The organism is Stutzerimonas stutzeri (assembly GCF_024448935.1).
In the GTDB taxonomy this organism is placed as follows: domain Bacteria; phylum Pseudomonadota; class Gammaproteobacteria; order Pseudomonadales; family Pseudomonadaceae; genus Stutzerimonas; species Stutzerimonas stutzeri_AO.
This window is the reverse complement of record NZ_JAMOIE010000022.1, coordinates 46,403-57,404: the sequence shown is the minus strand read 5'-3', so window position 1 is coordinate 57,404 and position 11,002 is coordinate 46,403. Positions and strand designations below refer to the sequence as shown.

Annotated in this window: 12 protein-coding genes and 1 pseudogene; 5 read left to right on the top strand and 8 right to left on the bottom strand. The window is 61.7% G+C overall.

Annotation, left to right across the window (positions count from 1 at the left end):
- The 3 genes from NA637_RS08995 to NA637_RS08985 all read right to left on the bottom strand — a co-directional run.
- The coding region (locus NA637_RS08995; RefSeq protein ID WP_256071942.1) for an SIR2 family protein at positions 1-475 on the bottom strand (475 nt) is incomplete at its 3' end.
- 8 nt (positions 476-483) lie between these two features.
- On the bottom strand, positions 484-1,032 hold the full coding sequence (locus NA637_RS08990) for a non-canonical purine NTP pyrophosphatase (RefSeq protein WP_256071941.1): 549 nt from the start codon (positions 1,030-1,032) through the stop codon (positions 484-486).
- Positions 1,033-1,149: 117 nt separating this feature from the next.
- Entirely contained in the window at positions 1,150-1,593 is a 444-nt protein-coding gene (locus NA637_RS08985) for a group II truncated hemoglobin (protein WP_256071940.1), read from the bottom strand.
- A gap of 120 nt (positions 1,594-1,713) precedes the next feature.
- Here NA637_RS08985 and NA637_RS08980 point away from each other — a divergent pair, with 120 nt between their 5' ends.
- Positions 1,714-2,145, top strand: coding sequence for a universal stress protein (locus NA637_RS08980; RefSeq protein ID WP_256071938.1), 432 nt, complete (start codon positions 1,714-1,716; stop codon positions 2,143-2,145).
- A gap of 21 nt (positions 2,146-2,166) precedes the next feature.
- Here the strand turns inward: NA637_RS08980 and NA637_RS08975 are convergent, their stop codons facing one another.
- A complete protein-coding gene (locus NA637_RS08975; protein ID WP_064481893.1) occupies positions 2,167-2,511 on the bottom strand; it encodes a YajD family HNH nuclease in 345 nt (114 codons plus the stop codon).
- A 32-nt stretch (positions 2,512-2,543) separates the two neighbouring features.
- The gene (locus tag NA637_RS08970) at positions 2,544-3,248 is read right to left on the bottom strand and encodes a YebC/PmpR family DNA-binding transcriptional regulator (RefSeq protein ID WP_256071937.1); all 705 of its coding nucleotides are present in this window, start codon (positions 3,246-3,248) and stop codon (positions 2,544-2,546) included.
- A 215-nt stretch (positions 3,249-3,463) separates the two neighbouring features.
- On the opposite strand from NA637_RS08970, the gene NA637_RS08965 reads away from it, so the two are divergent.
- Positions 3,464-4,360: an EamA family transporter gene (locus NA637_RS08965; protein WP_256071936.1), complete on the top strand. Its 897-nt coding sequence runs from the start codon at positions 3,464-3,466 to the stop codon at positions 4,358-4,360.
- A gap of 54 nt (positions 4,361-4,414) precedes the next feature.
- On the opposite strand, the gene NA637_RS08960 is transcribed toward NA637_RS08965, so the two are convergent.
- Positions 4,415-4,546 (bottom strand): hypothetical protein, encoded by a 132-nt coding sequence (locus NA637_RS08960; protein WP_254980187.1) that lies wholly within the window; start codon positions 4,544-4,546, stop codon positions 4,415-4,417.
- Between the two features lie 212 nt (positions 4,547-4,758).
- Here NA637_RS08960 and dgt point away from each other — a divergent pair, with 212 nt between their 5' ends.
- Both dgt and NA637_RS08950 read left to right on the top strand, forming a co-directional pair.
- On the top strand, positions 4,759-6,255 hold the full coding sequence (dgt, locus tag NA637_RS08955; protein WP_256071935.1) for a dGTPase: 1,497 nt from the start codon (positions 4,759-4,761) through the stop codon (positions 6,253-6,255).
- A gap of 346 nt (positions 6,256-6,601) precedes the next feature.
- Positions 6,602-7,810 (top strand): ammonium transporter, encoded by a 1,209-nt coding sequence (locus NA637_RS08950; protein ID WP_256071933.1) that lies wholly within the window; start codon positions 6,602-6,604, stop codon positions 7,808-7,810.
- A gap of 80 nt (positions 7,811-7,890) precedes the next feature.
- Here NA637_RS08950 and NA637_RS08945 read toward each other — a convergent pair whose 3' ends face one another.
- Complete coding sequence (locus NA637_RS08945) at positions 7,891-8,181, bottom strand: TetR/AcrR family transcriptional regulator C-terminal domain-containing protein (protein WP_256071932.1); 291 nt, start codon at positions 8,179-8,181, stop codon at positions 7,891-7,893.
- A 22-nt stretch (positions 8,182-8,203) separates the two neighbouring features.
- Here NA637_RS08945 and NA637_RS08940 point away from each other — a divergent pair.
- Positions 8,204-8,449, top strand: a pseudogene (locus NA637_RS08940) (efflux RND transporter permease subunit); the annotation flags it as partial.
- Positions 8,450-8,640: 191 nt separating this feature from the next.
- Here NA637_RS08940 and NA637_RS08935 read toward each other — a convergent pair.
- Positions 8,641-10,953 carry an IS4 family transposase gene (locus tag NA637_RS08935; RefSeq protein WP_256071931.1) on the bottom strand — a complete coding sequence of 771 codons (2,313 nt, stop codon included), beginning with the start codon at positions 10,951-10,953 and terminating at the stop codon, positions 8,641-8,643.
- Between the last annotated feature and the right edge of the window lie 49 nt (positions 10,954-11,002).

Sequence of the window (11,002 nt, the reverse complement as noted above, 5' to 3'; positions counted from 1 at the left end):
TCTCGTCGAGTACGATGGAATTATCGTCGTCGAAGTCGCCATGGAACTTGACGATCTGTCGCACGCCGTCTCGCGCCTTGACCAGATCGCTTGCACTGGCAATTTTCAGATAGCTGACGCCGTGAGCGTCGTGCGCATTCTCCAGCCAGCGATCATAGTTGGTGGTGTAAATGGCAGGAAACCGGCCCTGAACAATCAACCGGTGTATTTCCGAGTCGCGAATATCGATGTTCTTGTGCCATTCACGGTCCATCCAGCTGCGCAGCGGCCCGATGTTGCCCTTCTTGATGCGGTAGTACTCGGCAAGCGAAAGGAAGTTTCCGTAGGTATCGAATACGTCGGGATCGTACTCGAGTTGAGCGGCGATCTCATCGATAAGCGCGCGCCATGGCGGCAGCCCGATATTGGCGGACACCCCCGAGCCGACAAAGAGAATCAGACGGTTGTTTCTGTATGCCTCCAGAAGCTTTTGCATCAACTACCTCAGCCCCTTCGCAAGTGCGTGATGAAGGCATCCAGAGCCCGCCTGCGCATCGAAAGGTCGTTATGCACACCGCCCAGTTCCGCGAAGGTGCACGAATAGCCGTCTGGCACGAATACGTTATCCCATTCGAAACCCTGGTCGCCGGCAGGGGTGCGGGAGATCCGGCCAGTGACCTCGCCCTTGAAGAAGTGCCGCTTGCGGCCGTCGCAATAGCCGATCAACGTACGTGCCACGGCCGATGGGTCGTGGAGGCTGCCGATCAGGTCGGAGAAACGTACGGCGTGCAGACGATCCCAAAAGGTCTGGGTAAGGCCGCCAGGAAAACCGTTCAGGCTGTTGATGAACAGGCCGGAATGCTCGACGAACACGGGCTTGCCGATTAGCTTGAATGCGTCCAGCAGCTTGTCACTGACCAGTTGGTTCAGGTCCTCGGTCGGTGTTTCAACGATGCGCACCGGGAACTTGACGATCTCGATACCGCTTTTGCCTAGAAATTCTTCTGCATCGCGAATCTTCTGCTCGTTCACCGAGGCAAAGCGGATCTTCATGGAATCCCCTGGCTGCGTGGTTCAGTGTCGCCGTGTTTGCAACGGCCTTCAGAGGGTATGACGCAGCCAGGCGCAAGGGGTTCGGCGGCGTGCAGACGTCAGGCTACTCGATCCGAGTTACAGCGAGGCCGACTGTACGGGGTCGGCGTGCCGGCCTGCCTGGAGAATACGCTCTGCAGGAATGCGCAACTGGGCCAGCAGGTAATCGGCAAATTCTTCGGAGTATCCCTGCTTGGCGATCGCCAGAGCCATGCATTCGAGCCAGGCATCGCGCTCGGCTTCGCCGACCTTCCAGCGGGTGTGAAATTGCGGAATGTGGATGCTGCCGTAGTGTTCCGCGTAGCGAGGTGGGCCGCCCAACCAGCCGCAAAGGAAGGCTGCGAGCCGCTTGCGCGATTCGATCAGGTCGCGTGGATACAGGCGGCGGACGCAGATCGCGTCTTGGCGCTCGTCCATGATCTGGTAGAACGCTTCGACCAGGCGGGTCAGCCCGGACTCGCCACCCGCTGCCTGGAACGAAGCATCGGCTACGCCAAACGGAACGCTGAAGGTTGTACTCATGGTAAGGCCTCGAAATGGCGACGTCGTGGAGATTGATCCAGAGCAACGGCTGCGATCTTGGCCGTCGGGCGCGCCTGGATGATGGTCTATGCTGTTGACAAAACTGGTTGGAGACTCGCTATGCGCAACATTCTTCTCGCTTACGACGGTTCGGACAACGCCAAACGGGCCTTGCAATACATCATCGATTACGCCACCGATGCGCCTAAGCCGCCCGAGGTGCATGTGCTGAACGTGCAGCAGGAGCCGGTGCTCTACGGCGAGTTCGTCACTGCGGGTACGATCGATGACCTGAACAAGAGTTTTATCGACAAGTCGAACCGAACCCTTGCAGAAGCCGCCGCGGCACTCAAGACGGCAGGAATTGCGCATCAGACTCACGCCATTCTGGGCAACGTGGCGGAGCAGGTGAATGATGCCGTGCAACGGTTTGGTTGCGACACCGTAGTGATGGGCACCCGCGGCCTGGGCAGCTTTACTGGCATGCTGATGGGCTCGGTCGCCAATCGTGTGGTTCATGAGGTCTCGGTGCCGGTCCTTCTGGTGAAGTGACCGACACCTGTTTTGTCATCCTCAGTCCGGCTTGCGCTTGAGCAAGTCGGCCAGATTGGCAAAGGCCTTGAACGTCTCTTTCGGCCCCAGGTCGCTCCCCGGCCGGGCTTCGGCGTGATACTGGTTGTCGGTATAGCGCGAGTGCTCGTTGTCGTGGCAGTACAGGCAGAGCAACTCCCAGTTGGAACCGTCCTCCGGGTTGTTGTCGTGGTTGTGGTCCTTGTGATGGACCGTCAACTCGCTCAGGCGCTTGCCGGAAAACTCCCGTGCACAGCGCCCACAGACCCACGGGTACATCTTCAGGGCCTTCTCACGATAACCCTGTTCGCGCTGGGCATAGGGGGTGTTGGGTTTGTTCGTACTCATCGCTGTGCCTCCAGCTCAACGGTTGATATGCGTTAGCCGGCCAGGCCGACGTAGACATGTTGCACATCGTCATGGGCGTCGATGGCGCTGAGGAAGGCTTCGACTTCCTCGAGCTCGGCTTCGGGCAGCGTCGTCACGGGATTCTTCGGGCGGTAGCCGAGCTGTGCGGACTGTACGGTGAAGCCTTGCTCCGGCAGGGCGCGGCAGACCACGTCCATGTCCGTGGCGTCACTGATGAACAGCGTGGCACCATCCTCGGCAGCTTCGAAATCCTGCGCGCCGGCTTCGATGGCGGCCAGTTCGGGATCGGCATCGGCAATCGCCGGCGCGGCTTCGATCATCCCGCAGTGATCGAAATCCCAGGCGACCGAGCCGGAGGCGCCGAGCTGGCCCTTGCGAAACAGCACGCGGATCTCAGCCACGGTGCGGTTGACGTTGTCGGTCAGGCACTCGACGATCACCGGGACCTGATGCGGCGCGAAGCCTTCATAGGTGGTGCGCTCGTAGTTGACGCTCTCGCCTAGCAGCCCCGCACCTTTCTTGATGGCGCGCTCGAGGGTCTCGCGGGGCATCGAGGCCTTCTTGGCCTGCTCTACCACCAGGCGCAAGCGAGGATTCATGTCCGGGTCGGCGCCGCTACGCGCCGCGATCATGATTTCTTTCGACAGTTTGCCGAAGGTACGACCTTTGGCGTTGGCTGCCGCTTCCTTATGTTTGGCTTTCCACTGTGCGCCCAAGAATGTTCTCCTGATGGCTGAGGTTGTTGGAGATCGACTGACCGCGATTCTAGCCGTTGCTGCGACAGCAGGCACGGGCTGTGCGTAACTCGAGGGCCGCGGCAGGACATATGGCGCGTAAGGCTGTCGACTGTAATGCTCGAATGCCTGCCTGCTGTATGAGTATCGGGTCGCCACAGCCGGCTTTAATGCGTTTTTGTCTGGGAAACTGTGCCATGGTACCGAAGGACCTGATGCTGGCCCTGGTTGTGATTGTCGTCTGGGGTATGAATTTCGTCGTGATCAAGGTCGGCCTGGATGACATTCCGCCGATGCTGCTGGGGTCACTGCGCTTTCTGCTCGCGGCATTTCCGGCGGTGTTGTTTATCAAGCGGCCACAGATGCCGCTGCGCTGGTTGTTGGCTTATGGCGGGACCATCTCGCTCGGTCAGTTCGCCTTTCTCTTTTCCGCGATGCAGGTCGGCATGCCGGCTGGCCTGGCCTCGTTGGTGCTGCAGTCGCAGGCATTCTTCACGCTGTTCTTCGCCGTGCTGTTTCTTGGCGAACGGCTCCGTGCAAGCAATCTGGTCGGGCTGATGATTGCCGCTGGCGGTTTGCTGCTGATCGGCATGCAAGGCGACCGCAGCATGACGCTGGCAGGCTTCCTGCTGACCCTCTGCGCGGCATCGATGTGGGCACTGGGCAATATCGTTACCCGCAAGGTGGGCAAGGTGAATCTGGTCGGGCTGGTCGTGTGGGGCAGCCTGATTCCACCGCTTCCGTTCTTCGCGCTGTCGTGGGTGCTGGAGGGGCCGGAAGCGATCGGGGGTGCATTGCGTGGCTTCGGGATGGATTCAGCGCTGGTGCTGATCTACTTGGCGTTTGGCGCGACCATTCTTGGCTACGGGCTCTGGAGTCGTCTGTTGTCGCGCTATCCGGCCAATACCGTTGCGCCGTTCTCGCTGCTGGTGCCCGTCGTTGGGCTGACCTCTGCCGCGGTACTGCTGGACGAGCACCTGGGCCTGCTCCAGGCGGTTGGCGCGCTGCTGGTCATGCTGGGTCTGGTGGTCAACGTAGGCGGGGGGTGGGTGGTTGGCCGACTGCGCACGGCTTTCGGCAGTCCAGCGGCCTGACAGCAAAACGCCCCGCGACGGTGTCCGGGCGGGGCGCTCTACCAGCGTCGTGATCTAGCGGGCAGCGTGACTGCCTAATAAAGGTGCAGGTCCGCTGGCTTTATCCCGTTTGGCCGCGCGCTTTTCCTGCGCGGTCTTGAGGGGTTTCTTTTTCGCATTCTTCTTTGTATCCATACCTTTGCTCATGATGTCGCCTCGCTGATGGGTGGCTTGGTGATGCATCCTTGCGTGGGTCTGCTCTGTGGCCAGTGCACCTCGGCGTGAGCGTGAAGATCGGATTAGTCTGACAAAGCCTACGCCTGCCATGCAGGAATGGATAGCGACATCTAGGCCGATCGCTTGGTAAAGCCTCCGCGCCGCGCTAGGCTCGCGGTTCTGTCGTCAATCGAGTTCGAATCATGCCGCGGTCCGTCAACTTCAAGGACAAGATTTCCCGCCAGCGACCTTATGGACGCGTCGAATCGGGTCTCAAAGCCTCAGAGGGGGAGCTGTCACTGATCATTGATCAGTTTGAAAGCGATCGCGGCCGTATCATCAACTCCGCTGCGGTGCGCCGGTTGCAGCAGAAGACTCAAGTCTTCCCGCTGGAGCGCAATGCGGCGGTGCGCAGTCGTTTGACGCATTCACTCGAGGTCCAGCAGGCGGGCCGTTTCATCGTGCGCACCTTGTACAAGCAGCTTGGTGAGCGAGCAGCGCATTACGGTCTGGATGGGCTGGAAGGCGCGCTGGAAAGCCTGGTGGAAATGACCTGTCTGATGCACGACATCGGCAATCCACCGTTCGGGCACTTTGGCGAGTTCGCCATTGGCGAGTGGTTCAAGCGGCACCTGGAAAAGCTGTTCGACGCGGCGGTGCCGGACGAGCAGGGCAACAACGCATTGCGCAGCCGCATGCTGATCGATCTCAAGCAATTCGAAGGCAATGCACAAGCGATCCGGCTGGTGGTGAGCCTGCTGCGGCTCAATCTGACCTACACACAGACGGCGGGCCTGCTCAAATATGTGCGCGCCGCTTACGCGCCTAAGCCGGCCAAGGGGACACCTGGTGCCTATCTGCTGAAGAAGCCAGGCTTCTACCTGTCGGAGGAGCCTTTCGTCGCGGAACTGCAGGCTGCGCTGGGGTTGCAGCCAGGCACGCGGCACCCGGTTGCGTACATCATGGAGGCCGCCGATGACATTGCCTATTGCCTTGCAGATATTGAAGACTCGGTAGAGAAGGGCATCTTCACCATCGAGCAGCTAGCACTGCTGCTAATCGCCAAATTCACCGAGCACGGCGCGCCCGACGAGCCGGTCGCGAGTACCGGCCGCAGTTTTCGCAGCATGGTCGAATACGCCCAGACCCGCGCTGCAAAGGAACCGATCAACAAGGTTGGCGAATTTTTCATCTGGCTGCGGGTGAATCTGGTGCACCCGCTGGTGCAGCATGCCGCCCAGCAGTTCATCGAGCATATCGAGGCGATTTACGACGGCACGCTCGATCGGGCACTGCTGGAGGATGCAAGTCTTGCCAACGCCATCGTGCAGACCTTCAAGGATGTCGCGATGGACCGGGTGTTCTGTCACCGAGAAGTCGAAACCTTGCAACTGCAGGGCTACCGGATTCTGCAGGGGCTGCTGGACGCCTATTCGCCGCTGCTGGTTGTCGCACCGGAGACCTTCCGGGCATTGACGGAAGGCCGTTGTCGCAGCGAGCCGCACTTGCAGATGCTCGCCCGGCGCCTGCCCAGCCAACTGATCAAGGCCTACCACGAGTCGCTGAAAGCGCACCCTGAAAGCGGTGAAGGGCAGCCATTGTGGGAGTTCTACTACCGCTGCCGGATGTTGCAGGACTTCGTCAGCGCAATGACCGACCAACTGGCGCAGGATGAATACCGCACGCTCTCGGCTTTATGACTTGCGTCTAGGTCTGCTGTGCTGGCAGGCATCATCGGCCGCTTTGCCGGTAGCCCACCTCCGATGCGCCAAAAGCGCTCGCGTTGCCGTTTCGTTGGTATAGCGCTTGCATTTGTCTGGTGCGTGCGGATCGAGCATAGCCCTGTAATGGCGCAACAATCGACTGTGAAGTCAGACGGAACTGATTGTAAGTGTCTGAAAAATAACGCTTCGGTTTTTGCGAAACGGCCATCTCGAAAGTCCGCCGCAACAGTAGGTGGCAAGCCCTCAACCAATCGTGATGCACGTTGGTGCGTTTGATTGGTGTGGATTGCTGTTTTGGTGCGCTTACCATGGGACGTAGTAGATGGATAATCCAAGCAGTGCGGTAGCAGTTCTGATTCACGGTGCCAATACCCTGTTCATCCTGATGGGCGCCGTGATGGTCCTGGCGATGCATGCCGGTTTCGCCTTTCTCGAGGTAGGGACCGTACGCCTGAAAAACCAGGTCAATGCCCTGTCGAAAATCATCGCCGACTTTGCCGTCTCGACATTGGCGTATTTCTTTATCGGCTATTGGGTCGCATACGGCGTGACCTTTCTCCAGCCAGCGGATCAGCTTATTGCCGAAAACGGCTATTCACTGGTCAAGTTTTTCTTCTTGCTGACGTTCGCTGCTGCGATACCGGCGATCATTTCCGGTGGCATTGCCGAGCGCGCCAAATTCGGGCCGCAGCTGTGCGCAACCTTGCTGCTCGTTGCGTTCGTCTACCCGTTCTTCGAAGGTATGATGTGGAACGGCAATTTCGGCGTTCAGGCCTGGTTGGAAGCGCAGTTTGGTGCCCCGTTCCATGATTTCGCCGGCTCGGTAGTGGTGCACGCTATGGGCGGTTGGCTCGCTTTCGGCGCGGTGATTCTGCTTGGTCGACGCAACGGTCGATACCGTGATGGCCGTCTGGTGGCCTTCGCTCCGTCGAACATCCCTTTCCTGGCATTGGGGTCGTGGATTCTCATCGTAGGCTGGTTCGGCTTCAACGTGATGAGTGCCCAGACACTCGAAGGGGTCAGCGGGCTGTTGGCTATCAACTCGCTGATGGCCATGGTTGGCGGAACAGCGGCCGCATGGGCGGTTGGCCGCAACGACCCAGGCTTTCTCCATAACGGGCCGTTGGCCGGGCTGGTAGCGGTCTGTGCAGGTTCAGACCTGGTGCATCCCATCGGTGCATTGGCGACAGGCGTGGTAGCGGGTGCCTTGTTCGTCTGGGCATTCACCACGGCCCAGGTCAAATGGAAAATCGACGATGTGCTCGGCGTCTGGCCCTTGCATGGCCTCTGCGGCGTTTGGGGCGGGCTGGCGTGCGGAATCTTTGGTCAGCATGCCCTCGGGGGACTCGGCGGCATCAGCCTTATCAGTCAGGTGATAGGCACGGGCCTCGGGGTGCTGGTTGCGCTCGCGGGCGGCTTCCTGGTCTACGGCGTGCTCAGATCCACTGTTGGCATTCGCCTGAGCCAGGAAGAGGAATTCAATGGTGCTGACCTGTCGATCCACCGCATCGGTGCGTTGAGCCATGACTGAGTTGAGGACGCCGGCCGCACGATGCGGCCGGTTTTTGCTGAGTCGGTTGATTGCTGCTGTGTGATCCCTCGATTGCCACTTCAGTCGCCTGGGTTGATCTCGCCGGCATAGGCGCGCATGAACAGGGCGACGCAATCCTCTACGTGGTCCCTCACGTCTTCTGCATCGAGTTGCTCGACATAACTGATCAGCAGGCGAAAATGCGCGGTGCCCTTGATCAAGGAGCAGAAGTGTTCCGCCGCGCGCATCGGCTCGGGCACGTCCAGTAGCTGGCGCCGGTGAGCCTGGGCGAGCATCTGCTCGAGGTCGACCAGCGCAGTATAAGTATTAGAACCTGCCTCGCGACAGAGAGATTCGACGTGTTCCGACATGCCTTGCCCTTCCTCGGTGTTGGTGCGGCGCTTCCGGCCCATCGTGCTGACAGCGCTGGCGTCGGTGCTGGCGATGATACCGCTGTCACGCAGTGTGTTCTTCGGACCGATGGCGGTGGCGATCATGGGCGGGTTGATCGTCGCGACCGCGCTGACATTGCTGTTTTTGCCCGCGCTTTACGCCGCCTGGTTCCGGGTCAAGGAAGCGCCTCAAAGCTGCCCTTCCGTTCGTCTGTTCGGGCACGTCGAGCGAAGCGCCGACAGCTAAGCTCAGGCCTGTATTTTTCAGTCAGAAGCCAGGCCGGAAACAATGGGCGCAGGATGGCGAAACGACATATCTCGGGCGGGGCGCAGCAAGCGCGCGCCATCTGCCGACATGCCCGGGCGAACACGTACGCACGCTAGCCCTGCCCGTGCCCCACATTTCTGGCCGGGCCAGTTGCGGGGTGGCGTTGTGACTTACTGCATTGCTCTGAGCTCATAGCCGATACACAAGTTGTACAGATACTGGTAGCCATACCACATGAGCTGGTGGCCGGGCGGATCGCGGGTATGGGCCAGATAGCCCCCAAACTTGGCCACCAGGCGGACGGCGTCGCCGAGCTCGGTGGGCGCGCGGGCCCCGTTGGCCTTGGCCCAGGCGCTCATGACCTCGATCTCCAGGTCCGTGAACAGGATCTCGGCCGGCAGCTCGGGCACTTCCCGGCCGAGCAGGGTCATCACCATGATCCGCCAGCCGATCACCAGCTTGATGGCGATGGCGCGCTGCAGCCGCTCCATGGTGTCGTAGCTCAGCTCTTCGATCTGGCAGCCCGATTTGATCACCCGGTGCCAATCTTCGATGCGCCAGCGCAGCGCATAATCGGCCAGGCACTGCTGCGCATCGGCGGCGCAGGTGATCTGGCGGCTGGTCAGAAGGAACCATTCGACGGGCTTGACGCCTTCAGGGGGGTTGTTCTCGACCCCATGCACGGCCCACAGCTTGAGCGGTTCGAGCCCTTTGAGATGCTTGGGCGCTTGCAGATCGATGCACTCGTAATGCAGCGTCAGTGTCGCGCGGCGGGCTTGGCGGCCGGCCTTGGCTTGTTGCTTGCTGCGCTTGGGCCGGGCGCTTTGGCGTTTGATCGTCAAGCTGATTTCGCCGCGCTTTTCGGCCCCGCGCAGCTGCTCGAACAGCGGCGCCGGCGCTGCGGTCTGGCGGTTCCACTGCGCGCGCACCAGCAGGTCCACGCACGGGTCTTCGCGCCAGGCGCCAAACAGCTCGTAGAAGTCCGCTTCCCGATCCATCACACAGCTGATCCGGGTATCGGGCATCTGCCGGGCCAGCGCCATGCAGGCCCGCAGGGACTGGATCCACTCGAAGGTCTTCTTCTCTTCGATCGGCGTGGACTTGGCGGACGCTGCGGGCGCGGGGTCTTGCTGCGGCGTGCGGCAGCGCACATCCACCAGGCCCAGCGGAATGCCCTGCGCGTTGATGGCCAGCGTCGAATGCAGATGCAGACTGCGCGCCTGCGCCCCCGTCTGGTTGCAGGTGCTGGACCCCAGACCTTCACAGTTGACCAGGTTCGTGTAATCCAGATCCGTGCCGTCGGCCACGCACAGCACGCGCGGCTCCCCTTGCATCCGCCGCAGCGTGCTCTGGCGATGGGGCTCGATGATCGCCGCCATCGTCACCGCCTCGACATCGGGATGATCGATCAGCCGGTAGTAGCCCTTGGTCGCCGCGCGATCGCCCTGCGCGGCGCCGGGAAAGGCGCGGCCGGGCTGCTCGGCCTGACGCTGCGCACTCCTCACCAGGCGCCGGCTCAAGCGCGCATCCCCCAGCGGGGCGCCGCCAAACTCCTGCTCGGCCCAGTGGGCCGAATCCAGACCTTCGCCCAGCCCCAGCGGGCCCGGCGGCGCCGGCAACACCACGCCCAGCCGCTGCCGAAAATCCGCCACCAGTGGATACACATAAATCGCCTTGATCCCCGCCGCACCGGCATGCGCCCGATCCTGACGGCCCCGGCCCCGCGTGCAGCCCACCGCGATCCAGTTCGACGCGCGATAACAGGTGCCTTCAAACGCTGCGGTGTCGACAAAACTTTCGACCAGAGACGGACGGTAGCCGAAGCCTTGCTCGAAATCATCCGCCAGCCGGCGCAGCACCGCGCCCATCACCTGCGAGGCCAGATGGCGACACCCCGGTGCGCGGATCAGAAAACGGCTCAAGCTCACCACGCGGTGCAACTGCGCCCGCCGCGTCTCCGCATCCCAACCGATCCAGGCATCCCGGTCGGCCAGCGCCAGCGCCGCCGCCGAGAACCCAAAACCGCCCAGATAGCCGTGCTCCGAGACGATCAAATACCGCAGCTGACAACCGACCAAGGGCCCCGCACCCCGCGGGTGCTCCCGGAGCATCAGCTCGTTCCAGGTCCGCCGCTGCACCTCGGATGCCACCAACACCAGCTCCAGTCCCCGCACCGCCTGCACCTGCTCCGGCAAGCCCACCGGCCACGGCACCGGCGCTTCCAGACGCCGCGGCATCCCCGCCGCCGGGCACGAGCGCGCCGCCGGCAGCACCATCGCCCCGCGGCGCTCCAGCTCCCGCAGCGCCTTCAGACACCCCGCAACCTGCGCCCGACCGCACGCATCGACAAAGCCAAAGCGCTCGCACACCGCCTGCGCCAGACCCATGCGGTGCCCAACCTCGCCGCCAGCCACCAGCGCACGCACCTGCTCAAGTGCCTCCGGCACGCTCAAACTGCGCTTGATCTGACTCTGGATATCCATGGCGACACAACGTAGCGCGTCGCCGCGAACTTGTCCAGCGGGATTTGCG

Excerpts from the sequence above, each read along its gene's own strand:
- NA637_RS08980 (WP_256071938.1), top strand. The coding sequence starts at position 1,714 with ATGCGCAACATTCTTCTCGCTTACGACGGTTCGGACAACGCCAAACGG.
- NA637_RS08935 (WP_256071931.1), bottom strand. The coding sequence starts at position 10,953 with ATGGATATCCAGAGTCAGATCAAGCGCAGTTTGAGCGTGCCGGAGGCA.
- NA637_RS08945 (WP_256071932.1), bottom strand. The coding sequence starts at position 8,181 with ATGTCGGAACACGTCGAATCTCTCTGTCGCGAGGCAGGTTCTAATACT.
- NA637_RS08965 (WP_256071936.1), top strand. The coding sequence starts at position 3,464 with ATGGTACCGAAGGACCTGATGCTGGCCCTGGTTGTGATTGTCGTCTGG.
- NA637_RS08960 (WP_254980187.1), bottom strand. The coding sequence starts at position 4,546 with ATGAGCAAAGGTATGGATACAAAGAAGAATGCGAAAAAGAAACCCCTC.
- NA637_RS08985 (WP_256071940.1), bottom strand. The coding sequence starts at position 1,593 with ATGAGTACAACCTTCAGCGTTCCGTTTGGCGTAGCCGATGCTTCGTTC.
- NA637_RS08950 (WP_256071933.1), top strand. The coding sequence starts at position 6,602 with ATGGATAATCCAAGCAGTGCGGTAGCAGTTCTGATTCACGGTGCCAAT.
- dgt (WP_256071935.1), top strand. The coding sequence starts at position 4,759 with ATGCCGCGGTCCGTCAACTTCAAGGACAAGATTTCCCGCCAGCGACCT.
- NA637_RS08990 (WP_256071941.1), bottom strand. The coding sequence starts at position 1,032 with ATGAAGATCCGCTTTGCCTCGGTGAACGAGCAGAAGATTCGCGATGCA.
- NA637_RS08975 (WP_064481893.1), bottom strand. The coding sequence starts at position 2,511 with ATGAGTACGAACAAACCCAACACCCCCTATGCCCAGCGCGAACAGGGT.